Consider the following 15,832-nt stretch of genomic DNA (forward strand, 5'->3'; position numbering starts at 1 on the left):
TGTCAGAAGCAGCGGGTATCCCGCTGCGCCCAGGCTTGCCGGCAATCGGCCAGCGCCAGCGATAAGTCGGCATTACCGCGGATGGCACAGAGCGCCAATGCGGCGGTGCCGATAATGGCTTCGGTGGCGTAAGCATGCTGTTCCTCGTTGCGCCATACCCTCTGCAGGGCGGCTAAGCCGGCCAGACCACCTTTGTCTTCATAATGAGATTGCTGATGCAGCAATTCCAGCTGCGCCGGCCCTTGCGGCAGCTGACAATAAGCCTCACAGCGCCGCTCCGGGTTCACTTCAAACTCACCGCCTTCGCCCTTGATAATCACTACCGTCTGGCCATTGATGGCAGCGGCCTGCTGATGCGCGGCAGCATAGTTGGGATGAAACACGCCCTGTACGCTGGCGATGCCGGGCGGAGCGATGGTTTTCAGTACGGTGTTAATGGGGGAGCGCACACCCAGAATACTTTTCAGCAGCAACCAGCGCTGCAGTTCCGGATGCAGTACGCGGCAGGGCAGGTAACGTAACGGCGCTGACTGTTGCAGCTCGTTCAGGTCGCGCACAACGGGCCATTGTAGTTCGCTGAACAGCTCATGCAGATACAGCCGGCCTTCGGTGTGGGCTTCGCTGCCATGAAACAGAATGCGGTACCCCATCTGACTGAGCAGCAGCGCCGATAACAGGCACCAGAAGGGCTGGCGGCGTTTGCCGGCATAGCTGGCCCAGATCAGATCGGCCTGTACGTCTGCGGGCCAGTATTCATTAATGGCGGCGGCAAAGCCGGCCACTTCTTCCGGGCTTTCTTCTTTTACCCGCAGCAACATCAGAATGGCGCCCAGCTGTTCGGGCAGATAGTCGCCGCGCAACATGCTCTGCATGGTAAAACGCGCTTCATCAAAGCTCATGCTGCGACTGGCATTTTTGCCCCGCGCCAGGATGCGTACATAATCAGCAAGCGGATGGTGGCTCACAGGCAATTCTCCGGCCGGGGCAGGCCGGCAATACGGGCGGCAACCTTGGCAGGGCTGCCGGGAAAGAGGGTTAGCAGGTAAATGCTGCTGGATTTTTCTGCGCCCAGTTTTTCCTTCAGATAACGGGTAAGGGGGCGCATAGCCGGTGACAGGTCAAACTCGGCGTAAAAATCGCGTAAGGCGTTCAAAATTTCCCAATGCGCAGGCGTCAGTGTGATGCTCTCCTGTGCGGCCAGCTGCTCCGCAACGGTCGGGTTCCAGTCATGCAGATTGGCCAGAAAACCGTCTTTATCCAGTGCAGGTAACGTCATCAGCTCCAGCTCACAACCGGTTGGTGGGTTAAGGTCAGGGCGACCCATTCTTCATCGCTGATGGTCTGGCCCGTGCTGGCCTGGATGCCGCGTTGCTGCAGATCCTGCTGACGCAGATACAGTTGGGCCCGACTTCTGAAGTGTGCTTGCAGATAGACGCCATCACCCAGCAGCAGTACAGCGTCGCCGTCGGCCAGAAGCGGTAGAATCTGTGGCGGCAGCTGTACTGAACCGGACAGCAGAATATGCATTGTCATACATGCCTCAAAAGGTGAAAACCTGGGTTGAATGCTGAAGTTGCCGGCCAATTTCCGCTGCTGACAACGGTGCGCTGTACTCAGGCAGTGTCGCTGTTTCCAGTCCCAGGGCCGATTGATCATCGCGACAATAAAACAGGGTTTCGACCCCGTATAGCGGAAAGGCGCTGAGCACCTTTAACGGCGCTTTGCCATTGGGTTTGCGCGCTTCCTGCGGCAGCAACCAGAACAAACCATTACCGGTAAAAAATACCTGCACGGGCAAATCAAAGGCGGCCAGTGCCAGAATCAGTTCGGCCGGTTCCAGATCGGCGCTGGGCGCGGTATGTATGACCACACTGATGCGGGGTTCAGAAGCGGATAACACGGTCACTCTCCTGGCAGGCGCTGGCCATTTCACCCAGCCCGGCTAATTCAAACCCACTCGCCAGCGTCTCTGCCGGCAGGTTGTAGCGTTGCTGTTCTGTGGTATCCACCACGCCGCGGCGCAGGGCATTGGCAATGCACAGCTGCAGCGGCACCTGATGGGTGGCAGCCAGTTCCTGCCACGCCTGCAGTAAGGGTTGCTGCCCCTGAATGGGGGTTTGGCCGTTCAGGCCCACATAAACGGCATCCTGATAAAAAAAGACCCGTTGCAATGAGTGTCCGGCGGCAAGCAGGGCCCGGGCAAAATCCAGCGCCAGATAATGCGAGCTGCCACTTAACGGGGATTGAGTCATTAACAGAGTGAAGGTTGCCATGGCCCTTGCCAGCTGAAAGATGTCGCTTATGGTAATGCCGGCACCGGCGGATGCAACTCTGTTGCCGGATAAACCCTGTAGTGTGTTGATTTATAAAAAAATTGTTGACGTAAAAAACGGCTTCGGTATCATACGCGGCCATTGGAGGGATGGCTGAGTGGTTGAAAGCACCGGTCTTGAAAACCGGCGACGGTTTACCCCGTTCTAGAGTTCGAATCTCTATCCCTCCGCCAAATTAATACAAAAAAGCCCGCAGCGATGCGGGCTTTTTTGTTATTGGCGTGCCGCTGAAAAATTATTCCAACATAAAAGCCAACAAAAATAACATCAAACTGCCAGCGCTCAGAACGCCTACTGCCAGCCATTCCAGCCGGTACACCCAGACGGGCCACGTGGTGGTCAGCATCATTTCACTGGGGGTTGGCTGCCCGGGTAAAGATTGTTTTCTGAACATAACCCATCTCCTGTTGGCTGATCACCAGCATGGCTCAGGAGACGGGTGGTGTGTGTTGGTATTCTGTGCGGATTATGTGTCTTTGAGTTACCGGCAGGGATTAATCCCTGCGCAGCATGGTGGCAATAAATTCGCTGACCGAGCGGCCCAGTGCATTCAGGTCATAGCCGCCTTCCAGAATGGCCAGCACCGGCAGATGGCGGGGGGCTGCGTAAGCACGGATCCAGTCACCCATCCAGCGGTAGTCATCATCCAGCAGGCACAGCTCGGCCATCGGGTCATCCCGGTGTGCATCAAAACCGGCGGAGACCAGAATCAGTTCCGGCGCAAACCCACGCAGAGCCGGCCCCCATAAATCATCAATTTTGCTGCGGAACTCCACGCTGCCCGAGCCGGCATCCAGGTGCACGTTAATCAGGTTGCTGTATTTGTTGTCCTGATAGTGGGTGTAGGGGAAGAACGGATGCTGAAAACTGGACAGCATCAGAAAACGCGGATCATTTTTCAGAATGTCGATGGTGCCATTGCCCTGATGGGCATCAAAATCAAGAATGGCGATGCGCTGCAGGTGATGCACTTCGGCCGCACGCAGGGCGGTGATGGCAATATTATTGAAAAAACAAAAGCCCATACTTTTACGGTGTTCAGCATGGTGGCCCGGTGGCCGTACGGCGACAAAGGCATTGTTGAATTCATTTTTCATCAGCTGATCGAGCGCCAGGGTGCAGGTGCCAACGGAATAACGAGCTGCGTCAAGGCTGCCGGCCGACATCGGTGTATCCTCGTCGACATAAATATGCCCCTGCTGCGGCTGGATCAGTTGCAGTTGCTCCACATACCCAGGGCTGTGAGCGCGCAGAATATCGGGCTCGTTGGCGGTCTGACCGTCACGGATATCGAGCTGCTCCCACAGGCCGCGCTTTTTCAGCTCTTGCTCGATGGCCAGAATGCGCATGGCGTGTTCCGGATGGTCGTCACCGGTATCGTGGGTAAAATGTTGCTGGAAGGAAAAGTAGGCCGTGGTCATAATCCGGTCATTACCGTTGCAGGTTGAATGTTCAGTGTATCCGGCGGTCAGGGTACCGCCAACTAAACTTAAGGATCAGTAGCCATGGGAACGCGCTCGCTCGAGTTGTTTTTTCAGCCGAAATCCATTGCCGTGATCGGTGCGTCGGAACGGCCCGGCAGTCTGGGTGGGGCCATTATGCGCAACCTGCAGGCGGGGGAGTTTCCGGGGCAGATTATCCCCATCAATACCCGTGGCTATGAAAATATTTACGGGCTGCCGGCGTTAAGCCGCATCAGTCAGCTGGAACATCCGGTCGATCTGGCCATTATCTGCACCCCGGCAGAGACCGTCCCCAAAATTATCAAACAGTTGCATGCCAAAGGGGTGGGGGCCGCGATGCTGCTGACCGGTGGTATTGCCCGTACCCGCTCCTGGCAGTTCCGGCCGTCTTCTGAACGCCTGAATCAGGTGGTGCAGCAAACCCGCATGCGGATTCTGGGGCCGGATTGTCTGGGGATGGTGATTCCCGGCCGGCGTCTGAACGCCAGCTTTTTGCACGTGCCGGTGCGCAGTGGTCATGTGGCTTATGTGGGGCAGTCAGGTACGCTGGCGTCCGGCGTGATGGATTGGGCTTACAGCCGCAATATTGGCTTTTCCCATGTGCTGACGCTGGGTAAAAGCCAGGACGTTACTTTGCCGGATCTGCTCGATTTTATTACCCAGGAACCGCAGGTACGCACGCTGCTGATTCAGCTGGATGAAATCGGTTCCGGTAAGGCGTTAATTCGCGCTTTGCGTGCAGCATCACGACACAAGCTGGTGCTGGCGGTGAAGAGTAACCGCTTTGCCGAAAGCCCGCTCAGCCGTATTCCGACCCCCAAAGGGTTACGCAGCCGCGATACGCTGGTCGATGAAGTGCTGGCCCGGGCCGGTGTGTTGCGGGTGTCGGCTACTGACGAATTGTTTGACTGCGTGGATGCCTTAAACAGCCGCCGGGAGCATTTCGGCCCGCGGCTGGCGATTATTTCCAATGGCCGCGGGCCGGCCATTCTGGCACTGGACCGGCTGCTGCATGATCGTGGCCAGCTGGCGGTGTTGTCGGAAGAAACCCGTACCCAGCTGCGCTCGTTGCTGCCGGAGTATGTAAAAACCGACAACCCGGTGCTGCTGAATCCGGAATTAAAACCGCAGCAGTTAACCGTGGTGGCCAATACACTGCTGCGCGATAAGCAAGTGGATGCGTTGCTGGTTATCTATATTCCCAGCCTCGGCTCTGACCCGCTGGAAAATGCCGAAGCGTTGGTGAAGGTCGCGGCGGCCAGCAATAAAACCGTGCTGACCAGCTGGGTGGGGGAATACTCGGTTGAGGCGGCGCGTGAATGCTTTGATAACAACAAGCTGCCGGCCTTTGAAACGCCGGATAACGCCATTAAATCCTATATGTACATGGTGCAGCACCAGCGCACCCAGGATCTGCTGCGGGAAACACCGGAAAGTCTCGAAATTCCGATCTCCTCGGCCTATCAGGAGGTGGATAAAGCCATTCTGGCGACTCATCGCCCCGGTGATTACCTGCTCCCTAATCATCTGTGGGACCTGCTGCATGCCTATGGTTTCTCCTGTGCCGACAACCGTTACCGCACCTCGTTATCCGAGCTGCTGAATGTGGCGGAAGAGGTTAAGGCGCCCTGGGTGTTGCGCGTGCATCACCGCGATTATCTGTACCCCTTTGCTTACGGTGACAACCCGCGTGAGCGTCTGCGCAGCGTGGTGCGCAACCTGAAAACCACCGAAGATCTGACCCGCGCCGCCGAAGAGCTGGAAGTGGCCATTGCTGAAGCCTTCCCGCGCAGCCCGGTATTGGGTTACACCGTACAAACCATGCACAGGGCATTGGATAACCTGCAGTTTTCCTTCGGTATTGGCCGCGATGAAGAAGTCGGCCCTTATCTGTTTTTTGGTGGTGGTGGTTCCACCGCCGATATTCTGGTCGACCGGCAGGTGGCCTTGCCGCCGCTGAACGCCACGCTGGCGGAAAAGCTGATTAAAAGCAGCCATTTTTATCAGGTATTGTCAGAGCGTTCCGACAATATTGAGCGCGAACTGGTGACGCTGGAGCGTTGGCTGGTGGCTCTGTCGCATCTGGCGCTGAACCATCCCTGGATTGCCGGGCTGGAGCTGAATGCTATCCGTCGCAAGGTGGGGCATTACATGGTGATTGGTGTGGCCGGTGAAGTCGGGCAGCCGGTCAAATCCGCCATTATGCCGTACCCCAACGAGCTAGAAACCCATTACGAAAGCCGCAACAGTCATCTGTATGATATCCGGCCGATTCGTGGTGAAGACGAGCCTTTGCTGGAAGATTTTTACCACCGTCTCAGTCCGGAATCGCTGCGGCTGCGCTTCTTCTCAGCGCGCCGGCAATTCGACCACCGCGAGCTGGCCCGTTTTACTCAGATTGATTATGACCGCGAAATGGCCTTTGTCGCCCTGCGTGAAGGCGTGCTGTACGGTGTGGTAAGGGTCTGGATTGATGCCGATGATGTGGGCGCCGAGTTCTCGGTGATTATTGATGATAACTGTCGTGGCGAGGGGTTAGGGCTGCGCCTGATGCAGGGCATTATTGATTATCTGACCAAGCGCGGCGTGCTGCAGATTTTTGGTACCGTACTGCCGCACAATACCGGCATGCTGAAACTCTCGGAGCGGCTGGGTTTTCACATGCGCCACAACATGGATGAAGGGGTGGTTGAAGTGGGTAAAAACCTGAACCCGATGAAGTACGCCTGGCAGAAAAAACGCATGTACCCGTTTTAACCTTTTGTTATATTTCGGAAATTCCGGCCGCAGGCCGGTTGTTCAGGCGAGTGGGGTGTTTTTTTGATCAGAGTGCTGGTGGTTGACGATCACGATCTGGTGCGTTCCGGGATTACCCGTCTGCTGTCTGATGCCAAAGGCATCAGCGTTATCGGTGAGGCCTGCAGTGGTGAGGAAGCCGTGGCCTTTGTGCGCGAGCATGAACCCGACATCGTTCTGATGGACATCCGCATGCCGGGCATCGGTGGGCTGGAAGCCACCAGCCGTATCAAACGCTATGCACCGGATATCCGTGTCATTGCGGTAACCGCCTGCGATGATAACCCCTTTGCCAACCGCCTGTTGCAGGCCGGTGCCTGTGGCTATCTCACCAAAGGTGCGGCGGCGGATGAAATGGTGCTGGCCATTCAGCGAGTATTCAGTGGCCAGAAATACATCAGTCCGGACATTGCCCAACGCATGGCGCTGCGCCCCTTTCAGCAGGATCAGGCTTCACCCTTTGAAAAACTCTCCGACCGGGAATTGCAGATTGCGATGATGATTGTCGGCTGCCAGAAGGTGAATGACATTGGTGAAAAACTTTTCCTCAGCCCGAAAACCGTGAACAGCTACCGTTACCGGATTTTTGAAAAACTGGGCATCGACAGCGATGTGGCGCTCACCCATATGGCGCTGCAATACGGGCTGGCAGACCCGGTGGTTGCCGGCTGATGGCCGGTTTCGATATCAAAGCATTCCTGCACACCCTGACCCAGCGTGCCGGGGTGTATCGTATGTTCGCCGCCGATAACGAGCTGCTGTACGTCGGCAAAGCCAAAAATCTTAAAAACCGCGTTTCCAGTTATTTCCGTGCCCGCGGTCTGAACAGCAAAACCGTGGCGCTGGTCAGCCGCATTGATCATATCGAGGTAACGGTTACCGCCAGCGAGGCCGAAGCGCTGCTGCTGGAGCAGACGCTGATTAAAGAGCACCGGCCGCCGTACAATATTCTGCTGAAAGACGATAAGTCTTACCCTTACCTGCACCTCAGCGAGCATGAGTTTCCCTTACTGGCTTACCGGCGTGGCAAAAAGAAACGCGACGGACGTTATTTTGGTCCGTATCCGAATAGTTACGCCGTGCGTGAAGCACTGAATCATCTGCAGAAACTGTTTCAGCTGCGCTCCTGCGAAGACAGTTACTTTGCCCACCGCAGCCGGCCCTGTTTACAGCACGAAATCCGCCGTTGCTCGGCACCGTGCGTAAATAAAATTTCTACGTCTGATTACGCGGTGAGTGTGCATCAGGCCCAGCTCTTTCTGCTGGGAAAAAATACCGAACTGCTGCAGGAATTGCAGCAGCAAATGCTGCAGGCCTCTGAACAGCTGGCGTTTGAACAGGCGGCCGAACTGCGTGACCGCATAGAACTGCTGCGGCAGACGCAGGAAAAACAACACGTCTACGGTATTGATAACAACAGTGATGCCTGGGCGCTGGCCGACTGGCAGGGCATTCTCTGTATTCACCGCCTGAGTTTCCGTCAGGGCCGGCTGTTGGGCAGTAAGCACTATTACCCCGACAATCTGGCTGGTGAAGATTACGAACAGCTGCTGGTGGATTTTGTCAGCCAGTTTTATCTCAGCGGACATGCGGCGGAAGGCTTGCCCGATGAGTTGGTATTGGATGTGCCGGCCGAGGCTGCGGAAGCTTTGCTGGAGGCGCTGAAGTTACAGCAGGGCAAGCGTTTGACACACAGTCGTGGTCAGCGTGGCCGGCCGGCGCAGTGGCTGCATATGGCGCAGGAAAATGCCCGCAGCGGTGCGCAGGCACGGTTGTCCGGTCATCAGGCGGCACGACAAAAGCTGGAAGCGGCGGCGGCGTTACTGAACCTGGCTGCGGCACCTAATCGCATCGAATGTTTTGATATCAGTCATGCCAAAGGCGAAGCGACCTACGCCTCCTGCGTGGTTTACGATCACGAAGGTCTGAACAAAAGCCGTTATCGCCGTTTCAGTATCCGAGATGTAACCGCCGGTGATGATTACGCCGCCCTTGAGCAAGCCGTGCGCCGGCATCTGACGCGCTGTGCCGAACAACAGGACTTGCCCGGTTTATTGCTGATCGATGGCGGCCAGGGACAGGTGGCGCGGGTACAGTCGGTGGTGGCGGAGCAGGGCGTGGCGGTTCGGGTGTTTGGTATATCGAAAGGCGAAACCCGTAAAAGTGGCTGGGAATTCCTGTGGGAAGCGGGCGAGAGCAAGCCTATAATCCCCGACGCGCACAACGAAGGCTTCCGGGTGTTGCAGCTGGTGCGCGATGAAGCACACCGGTTTGCCATTACCGGGCACCGTAAAGCCCGCGCCAAAAGCCGCAGTAGTTCAGGTATTGAAGGGCTGGCGGGCGTAGGGCCAAAGCGCCGCCGCGACTTGTTGCTGCACTTTGGCAGCCTCAGCAATATGCGCAGTGCGCCGCAGGAAGAATTGGAAAAAGTACCGGGAATCAGCCGCAAACTGGCGGCGGATATTTTCCGGCAATTACATGGTGAATAACCCGTTACGGCGTTACACCGGAGCAAACACTGGAGAGCAGTACCGATGAATGTGCCGAATATTCTCACCCTCAGCCGGATTATTATGATTCCCCTGATGGTGATCAGTTTTTACTGGTTCGGCCCGTTGGGAAAAGTCATTGCTGCGTTATTGTTTGGCCTGGCAGCGGTGACTGACTGGTTTGATGGCTACCTGGCGCGTAAATGGAATCAGGCGACCCCGCTGGGGGCGTTTCTGGACCCGGTCGCCGATAAGCTGATTGTGGCCGTGGCATTGGTGTTGCTGGTGGAGCAGTTTGCCAGCGTCTGGCTGACCATTCCGGCCAGCATTATTATTGGGCGTGAAATTGTTATTTCAGCGCTGCGCGAATGGATGGCCGAGTTAGGTAAACGGGCCAATATTGCCGTCAGCAACATTGGTAAGGTTAAAACCACCTTTCAGATGATCGCCATTGGCGTGCTGCTGGGTTCCGGTGTGCATCCCTGGTTGCTGTGGCTGGGCTATGCGGCGTTGTATGTTGCGGCGGTGCTGACCATCTGGTCGATGCTGGTGTATCTGAAAGCCGCCTGGCCGGAATTGCGCCCGGCGCCCGCAAACCGCTGAACGGCTATAAGTGCTTCAAAAGTAAGAAAAAACGCTTGACTCTGTAACCGCTGCGTTTAGAATGCGCAGCACTTAAAGCGGGAATAGCTCAGTTGGTAGAGCACGACCTTGCCAAGGTCGGGGTCGCGAGTTCGAGTCTCGTTTCCCGCTCCAGTTTTTCATTGTTCTTCAATGATTTCGGCGCGATAGCAAAGCGGTTATGCACTGGATTGCAAATCCACGTAGGCCGGTTCGACTCCGGCTCGCGCCTCCAAGATTTCGGTGATCCCACTCTGCGCCGAACTGCGTGGCAAGAAGCCCCGGTGGTGAAATTGGTAGACACAAGGGATTTAAAATCCCTCGGCCTTACGGCCGTGCCGGTTCGATTCCGGCCCGGGGCACCATTTAAAACTTCTGCTACACCTCTGCATGACATTCTCTCTCCCTGCGTTTAACCTTCAGAAACTATCTGATTGTTGTTGTTTTATTGTCAGGAAAAATCATGTTCCCGAACTATATCGAGCCGGTTTTCCGTCCGCCCAGTGAGGCGCGTTCCTTAATTCTTCAGGTCACCAACGGCTGTTCCTGGAATCAGTGCACTTTCTGCGATATGTACACCCAGCCGCAGAAAAAATTCCGTGCCCGCGACGAAGCCGAAGTGCTGGAAGAAATTCGTCAGGCGGCTGCTATTGGTCCGCGTTTTGAAAAAGTCTTTCTGGCCGATGGCGATGCCATGGTGCTGCCGACGCGCCGGCTGCTGAATATTCTGCAGGCCATCCGCACGCATTTACCCTGGGTAAAGCGGGTGGGTTCTTATTGTTTACCGCGCAATATCCGCAAAAAAACCGTGGCTGAACTGACCGAAATGCGTGAGTTGGGGCTGGGTATTTTGTATGTCGGTGCTGAAAGCGGCGACGATGAAGTTCTGGGCTTTATCAAAAAAGGTGAAACCTGGCAGAGCACGCTGGATGCCTTGTTAAAAATCAAACAGGCCGGCATTGCCTCGTCGGTGATGATTCTGAATGGCATGGGTGGGGTGGCGTACAGCGAGCAGCATGCACGTAATTCGGCGCTGTTGATGAACGAGGCGCAGCCAGAGTTTTTATCCACCTTAATCGTCAGTTACCCGCTGGGCGATCAGCGCGTGGTGGACGGTTTTAATGGCAACTATCAGCTGCCGTCGCAGCATGATTTGTTTGTCGAATTACGCTTGTTAATTGCAACGCTGGAGCTTACCAATACCGTGTTTCGCAGCGATCATGCGTCGAATTATCTGCCCTTAAAAGGCACGCTGGGGCAGGATAAAGCCGCCTTGCTGGCGCAACTGGATGCCGCCATTCATACCCCTGACCGCATTCATCTGCGGCAGGAGTGGCAGCGCGGTTTGTAACATTGCCTGGCTTAATCGGGAGACACTGATGGATCTGAATCTGCTGTTGCAGCAATTAGGCGATGACCGCCCCGGGCGTTTGCCGCCAGTGGAGAAATGGCAGCCGGAACTGTCGGGCGATATGGATATGGAAATCCGTAAAGACGGCAGCTGGTGGCATGAAGGTGCGCCGATTAAACGCGAAAAACTGGTGCGTTTATTTGCCAGTATTCTGCGCAAAGAGGGCGAGGAGTATTTTCTGCTCACGCCAGTGGAAAAGTGGCGTATCCGGGTAGAAGACCGGCCGTTATTAATCACCATGCTGGAGCGCCGGGGTGACATCATTAGCATGGTCACAGCGACGGGTGATTTGCTGGAGCTGGGGCCGCAGCATCCATTAGTAATGTCGGTACTGGATGGCACGCTGCTGGCGGAAGTTCATGTGCGACAAGAGTTATGGGCGCGTTTGTCGCGAAACGCCTGGTACGATTTGCTGGAGCTGGCGGAAGAAACCGCCGATGGAAAAGTGGTTGTGCGCAGTGCCGGTGCCAGCTTCGTTTTAAGCTGACACCGGGCTGTCTGAAGGCGATCAGCCTTTCTTAATGATATTGCCGGCGTGCAGGCCACACTCTTTATGGCCTGCGCCTTCCCACCACCAGCGGCCTTCGCGCTCGTGCTGATTCGGCAGCGTCGGGCGGGTGCATGGCTGACAGCCAATGCTGACAAAGCCGCGTTCATGCAGGCTGTTGTAAGGCACATCGAATACCTTGATGTATTCCCACACCTGGGCGGAGGTCCACAACGCCAGCGGGTTGTACTTGGTCAGCTCACCATTACGGCCTTTAAACGCCGTGTCGGCTTCAATCAGCTGCACGTCAGAGCGTGTGCCTGGGCTCTGGTCGCGGCGCTGGCCGGTAATCCAGGCATCCAGTGTGCTCAGCTTCTGACGCAGCGGGGCAATTTTACGCACGCCACAGCATTCCTGGTGGCCATCCTCATAAAAGCTGAATAAGCCTTTTTCATTCACAAAAGTCTGCAGTGCGGTTTGGTCCGGTGTGCGGATATCAATACGGATGCCGTAATGCTGGCGAACCTTCTCAATAAACTCATAGGTTTCCGCATGCAGGCGGCCGGTATCCAGGGTGAATACGTCCACATCCGGGCGGAGTTTAACGGCCATATCAATCAGCACCACGTCTTCGGCACCACTGAAAGAAAGGCCGATGGCATCGTGTTGTTCCAGTGCGTATTTCAGTAAATCTTTGGGGCGCTGGCTGGCAAATTGCTCATTCAGAGCAGACAGGGTCTGAGTCATGGTTCGCCTGATCGTTGGTTGCAAAACGGAAGTGTCGTTATAAAGAGGGCAGATTAGCACGGCTCTCTTAGTTCAAATAATAATAAAAAGTCATATTGTTATGGCTCTGGCGTTAATGCGACTGCTGTACAGTTGTCAAACCCCGCGCTTCTGCTAGAGTACGCGCCCATCTGCAACGTTCAATTCCAACTGTGGAGTATTCATGGAAATCGCGTGTCTTGACCTCGAAGGTGTACTGGTTCCGGAAATCTGGATTGAGTTCGCCAAAAAAACCGGTATCGAAGAGCTGAAAGCCACCACCCGCGATATTCCCGATTACGATGTATTAATGAAGCAGCGTCTGCGCATTCTCGACCAGCACGGCCTGAAGCTGAAAGACATTCAGGAAGTGATTGCCACCCTGAAGCCGCTGGACGGGGCCGTGGAATTTGTTGACTGGCTGCGTGAGCGCTTTCAGGTCATTATCCTGTCCGATACCTTCTATGAATTCTCGCAGCCACTGATGCGCCAGCTGGGCTTTCCGACCCTGTTCTGCCATCGTTTAATTACTGATGAAAACGACCGGGTAGTGGATTACAAACTGCGCCAGGCTGATCCTAAGCGGCAGTCAATTCGTGCGCTGCAAACCATTTATTACCGCACCATTGCAGCTGGTGATTCTTATAACGACACCACCATGCTGGCGGAAGCCGATGCCGGTATTCTGTTCCATGCGCCGCAAAACGTGATTGATGAGTTCCCGCAATTCCCGGCGGTGCATACTTATGAAGACCTGAAGAAAGAATTTATTAAGGCCAGTAATCGTAATCTGACCTTGTAAATTATCTTTCTGATTAAAAAATACCCGGTAAATCCGGGTATTTTTTTGCCTGTCAGGCAGACTCAAGTGTTACAGCGGCGTATCAAGAATACGCTGCACCTTGGTGTGAATTTCCTGCCATTCATCTTCCCAGGTGGAGTCCATTACCACACCGCCGCCACCCCAGCATTCTGCGCCCTGCGGCCGGGCCACAATGGTACGGATTAAAATATTAAAATCACTGTGGCCGGCATCATCAAAATACCCCAGCGAGCCGCAATAAGGCCCGCGTGGCTGCACTTCCAGTTCAGCGATTATTTCCATCGCCCGTAACTTGGGCGCACCGGTAATCGAGCCGCCGGGCAGGGCATCGATAATAATGTCTGCCGCACTGACGTCTGCCCGCTTAACGGCACTGATGGTACTGACCATGTGGTGCACATTGGCATGGGTTTCAATATGGAATAATTGATCGACCGTTACCGAAAAGGGCTCGGCATGGCGGCTTAAATCGTTGCGCAATAAATCCACAATCATCAGATTTTCAGCGCGGTTTTTCTCACTGGCAGCCAGCCATTGGCGGTGCTGTTCATCTTCGGCAGCATCGCGGCCCCGTTTAATGGTGCCTTTAATGGGGCGTGTTTCCAGCCGGTTGCCCTGAATACGGATAAAGCGCTCCGGGCTGACGCTGAATAACGTGGTTGTCCTGCTGTGGAAATAGGCACCGAACAAGGGCTGGAAGCGTTCAAACAACGGTACCGGGCTGGCGTTGGTTAAATCCGCATTGCAGGTAAATGGCATGGCCAGATTCACCTGGTAGCAATCCCCGGCCCGCAGATAGTGCCGGGTACGCTCAAACGCCTGCTGGTATTGCCCGGCATTCCAGGCGGGCTGCCAGTGCCGTGGCTGCGGAATATTATCCGGGCTGGCGATCTTATTCGTGCGTTGCTGCAGAGCCTGCTGCAGCTGTTGCAGCCAGTTCTCCAGTTCAGATCCGGGTAAATACTGCGGGTTGTGCAGGGTGCAGCGGTCGCTTTGCAGGCACAGTTCGACGGTAACCGGATAGTAAAAAAACTCAGCCAGCGGGGTTTGGTGGCTGCGGTTGCTGGTATGCAGGCTGGCCTCGTAGCTGAAATAACCCGCCCAGCCGCTGCGGAAACGGGGGGAGGGTGCGGCCGTGTCAGATATTGCAGTGGATTTCCTGGCAACTGATGGTGTGGCCTGAATACGTTCGGCCAGCTGCCGGATATCGCTACGGTTGTGGCAGGTCTGCTGCTGCCGGGGTGAAAAGGCCAGAATGGCGTAGCTGGACTCATGCGCCTGCGAGCCGCTGTACAGAACCACCGGATTGTCTAGAAGATGCACAATTTGCAGGATTTCTGTTGCCCGGAAAGGCAATAATTGATGTGTCATTCTGTGCCAGTTTCAGGGGTGGTTGATGATGGCTAACTTATTGATGAATAAAGAAAAATTCAACTACTTATGGCACCTTTCGCCGGCTGGTGTGAACAAACTGTGGTGTTCATGTAACGAAACGTAAAAAAAGGGCTGGACAACCCGGGGTACGGATAATAGATTGTTCAGCAATTCAGCAGGCTTGTGCCATAAGCTCAACTGCAGGAATAAGAATAAATAAAAGCAGAACGTTAACCAACACAAGATTCACGACCTCTGTGCAGAATCTGTCTGACACGGAAGTGTGATAGGACCGGCAGGTCCGAACCTAAGAAAAATAATCAGGAGTGTGCACATGAAATTCCTTAAGAAAGCTTCTCTCGCCGCGGCTATCGCAGCAGCTTCCATCTCTGCTCAGGCTGGCATGGTTGCTCTGGATGATGAAACTATGGCTGCAACCACTGGTCAGGCCGGTGTGACCATTGAATTGAATCTTCAGGCTGGTACTGGCGCCAATGCGGCCGTTAAAGTTGGCGGCATCGATTATACCGATGAAGGTCAGGTCCAGATTAATGATGTGTGGGTTGGTTCTGCTACTAGCATTACCATCAAGCAGGACATCGACGTTGAGGCGGATGGTCGTCTGAAGATTGTCGTTGATCCGGTGACTGGTCTGCAGGTGGGCGTTGGTTCTGTGCATCTGGCTAACGATGCTGGTGTTGCCCAGGGTGAGGCACTGGTCAGCAATGTAAGTCTGGGTGTTGATCTGGGTGAATCAACCACTCTGATTGGTTCACGTGACTCTTTTGCCGCTGCAGGTACTGATGTCAGTATGGTTGCTGCCGCTGCTGGTGATGCTGGTGTGGATGGCAATACCATGGTTATCGACTCTTCATCATCACTGAAAATCACCTCCGGCAGCCTGGATGCTCTGGGTGGTGGTGTTAAAATTGGTAGTCTGACTTTTGACGATAACGGCGGCAATGCTGTGATCAAACAGAAGATTTTTGCCAGCGACAAAGGTCTGAACATTGTCATGGAATCCATTCAGGGTGATCTACGTATTGGTGACATTACTCTGGGTAAAGCCAGCAATGCTTCCATTGGCAGTGTGACGGTGAGCGACATCGTTCTGGCGGGTGTAACCCAGACCATTTACGGTCACTGATCACTTAGCGCACGGCGCATAAAAAAAACCCGCTTCGGCGGGTTTTTTTATGCCGCTTTTCAGTGGGGTTTATTGAGCCTCTTTTGAACTGGTGTTTATACCCCTTTTATACCGTGAAAAAAC

16 protein-coding genes and 4 tRNA genes are annotated in these 15,832 nt (G+C 54.9%); 12 read left to right on the plus strand and 8 right to left on the minus strand.

The genetic code is table 11. From position 1 onward, the window contains the following. Window positions 1-2: 2 nt before the first annotated feature. Genes GJQ55_RS06460 through tusD form a run of 5 tightly spaced genes read right to left on the minus strand, consistent with a single transcriptional unit; the run spans window position 3 to window position 2,273 of the window. Entirely contained in the window at window positions 3-965 is a 963-nt protein-coding gene (locus tag GJQ55_RS06460) for a glycosyl transferase family protein (protein WP_228346685.1), read from the minus strand. Further along, on the minus strand, window positions 962-1,276 hold the full coding sequence (locus GJQ55_RS06465; protein ID WP_228346686.1) for a TusE/DsrC/DsvC family sulfur relay protein: 315 nt from the start codon (window positions 1,274-1,276) through the stop codon (window positions 962-964). Before GJQ55_RS06465 ends, GJQ55_RS06460 begins: the two co-directional genes overlap by 4 nt. After that, window positions 1,276-1,533, minus strand: a complete 258-nt coding sequence (locus tag GJQ55_RS06470; RefSeq protein WP_228346687.1) for a DsrH/TusB family sulfur metabolism protein — start codon at window positions 1,531-1,533, stop codon at window positions 1,276-1,278. The genes GJQ55_RS06465 and GJQ55_RS06470 overlap by 1 nt, the downstream gene beginning before the upstream one ends. Window positions 1,534-1,540: 7 nt before the next feature. Beyond that, the gene (locus GJQ55_RS06475) at window positions 1,541-1,900 is read right to left on the minus strand and encodes a DsrE family protein (RefSeq protein ID WP_228346688.1); all 360 of its coding nucleotides are present in this window, start codon (window positions 1,898-1,900) and stop codon (window positions 1,541-1,543) included. Next, window positions 1,884-2,273: a sulfurtransferase complex subunit TusD gene (gene tusD / locus GJQ55_RS06480; protein WP_228346689.1), complete on the minus strand. Its 390-nt coding sequence runs from the start codon at window positions 2,271-2,273 to the stop codon at window positions 1,884-1,886. Before tusD ends, GJQ55_RS06475 begins: the two co-directional genes overlap by 17 nt. A 143-nt stretch (window positions 2,274-2,416) precedes the next feature. Between tusD and GJQ55_RS06485 the strand changes: the two genes are divergently transcribed. Further along, window positions 2,417-2,506: transfer RNA gene (locus GJQ55_RS06485), tRNA-Ser, on the plus strand. Window positions 2,507-2,827: 321 nt separating this feature from the next. On the opposite strand, the gene GJQ55_RS06490 is transcribed toward GJQ55_RS06485, so the two are convergent. After that, a complete protein-coding gene (locus GJQ55_RS06490) occupies window positions 2,828-3,754 on the minus strand; it encodes a histone deacetylase family protein (RefSeq protein ID WP_228346690.1) in 927 nt (308 codons plus the stop codon). Window positions 3,755-3,838: 84 nt separating this feature from the next. Here GJQ55_RS06490 and GJQ55_RS06495 point away from each other — a divergent pair, with 84 nt between their 5' ends. The 9 genes from GJQ55_RS06495 (at window position 3,839) to GJQ55_RS06535 (ending at window position 11,600) form a co-directional block, all read left to right on the plus strand. Next, complete coding sequence (locus tag GJQ55_RS06495; protein ID WP_228346691.1) at window positions 3,839-6,553, plus strand: bifunctional acetate--CoA ligase family protein/GNAT family N-acetyltransferase; 2,715 nt, start codon at window positions 3,839-3,841, stop codon at window positions 6,551-6,553. A 63-nt stretch (window positions 6,554-6,616) separates the two neighbouring features. Continuing rightward, window positions 6,617-7,264 (plus strand): UvrY/SirA/GacA family response regulator transcription factor, encoded by a 648-nt coding sequence (gene uvrY / locus GJQ55_RS06500; protein ID WP_228346692.1) that lies wholly within the window; start codon window positions 6,617-6,619, stop codon window positions 7,262-7,264. Beyond that, window positions 7,264-9,081, plus strand: coding sequence for an excinuclease ABC subunit UvrC (uvrC, locus tag GJQ55_RS06505; protein WP_228346693.1), 1,818 nt, complete (start codon window positions 7,264-7,266; stop codon window positions 9,079-9,081). The genes uvrY and uvrC overlap by 1 nt, the downstream gene beginning before the upstream one ends. 45 nt (window positions 9,082-9,126) lie before the next feature. Continuing rightward, window positions 9,127-9,684 carry a CDP-diacylglycerol--glycerol-3-phosphate 3-phosphatidyltransferase gene (pgsA, locus tag GJQ55_RS06510; RefSeq protein WP_228346694.1) on the plus strand — a complete coding sequence of 186 codons (558 nt, stop codon included), beginning with the start codon at window positions 9,127-9,129 and terminating at the stop codon, window positions 9,682-9,684. 77 nt (window positions 9,685-9,761) lie between these two features. Continuing rightward, window positions 9,762-9,837: transfer RNA gene (locus GJQ55_RS06515), tRNA-Gly, on the plus strand. A 26-nt stretch (window positions 9,838-9,863) separates the two neighbouring features. Beyond that, a tRNA-Cys gene (locus tag GJQ55_RS06520) sits at window positions 9,864-9,937 on the plus strand. A 43-nt stretch (window positions 9,938-9,980) separates the two neighbouring features. Beyond that, window positions 9,981-10,067, plus strand: a tRNA-Leu gene (locus GJQ55_RS06525). 98 nt (window positions 10,068-10,165) lie between these two features. Beyond that, the gene (locus GJQ55_RS06530) at window positions 10,166-11,053 is read left to right on the plus strand and encodes a radical SAM protein (protein WP_228346695.1); all 888 of its coding nucleotides are present in this window, start codon (window positions 10,166-10,168) and stop codon (window positions 11,051-11,053) included. A gap of 28 nt (window positions 11,054-11,081) precedes the next feature. Next, window positions 11,082-11,600: a DUF1285 domain-containing protein gene (locus GJQ55_RS06535; protein WP_228346696.1), complete on the plus strand. Its 519-nt coding sequence runs from the start codon at window positions 11,082-11,084 to the stop codon at window positions 11,598-11,600. Window positions 11,601-11,621: 21 nt separating this feature from the next. Here the strand turns inward: GJQ55_RS06535 and GJQ55_RS06540 are convergent, their stop codons facing one another. Next, entirely contained in the window at window positions 11,622-12,347 is a 726-nt protein-coding gene (locus GJQ55_RS06540; protein WP_228346697.1) for a phosphoadenylyl-sulfate reductase, read from the minus strand. A 202-nt stretch (window positions 12,348-12,549) separates the two neighbouring features. Between GJQ55_RS06540 and thrH the strand changes: the two genes are divergently transcribed. Continuing rightward, complete coding sequence (thrH, locus tag GJQ55_RS06545; RefSeq protein WP_228346698.1) at window positions 12,550-13,167, plus strand: bifunctional phosphoserine phosphatase/homoserine phosphotransferase ThrH; 618 nt, start codon at window positions 12,550-12,552, stop codon at window positions 13,165-13,167. 69 nt (window positions 13,168-13,236) lie between these two features. On the opposite strand, the gene pabB is transcribed toward thrH, so the two are convergent. Beyond that, on the minus strand, window positions 13,237-14,559 hold the full coding sequence (gene pabB / locus GJQ55_RS06550; protein ID WP_228346699.1) for an aminodeoxychorismate synthase component I: 1,323 nt from the start codon (window positions 14,557-14,559) through the stop codon (window positions 13,237-13,239). A gap of 337 nt (window positions 14,560-14,896) precedes the next feature. On the opposite strand from pabB, the gene GJQ55_RS06555 reads away from it, so the two are divergent. Next, window positions 14,897-15,709, plus strand: coding sequence for a DUF6160 family protein (locus GJQ55_RS06555; RefSeq protein ID WP_228346700.1), 813 nt, complete (start codon window positions 14,897-14,899; stop codon window positions 15,707-15,709). The last annotated feature ends 123 nt before the right edge of the window (window positions 15,710-15,832 follow it).

The organism is Venatoribacter cucullus (genome assembly GCF_016132445.1).
GTDB classification, from domain to species: domain Bacteria; phylum Pseudomonadota; class Gammaproteobacteria; order Pseudomonadales; family Oceanobacteraceae; genus Venatoribacter; species Venatoribacter cucullus.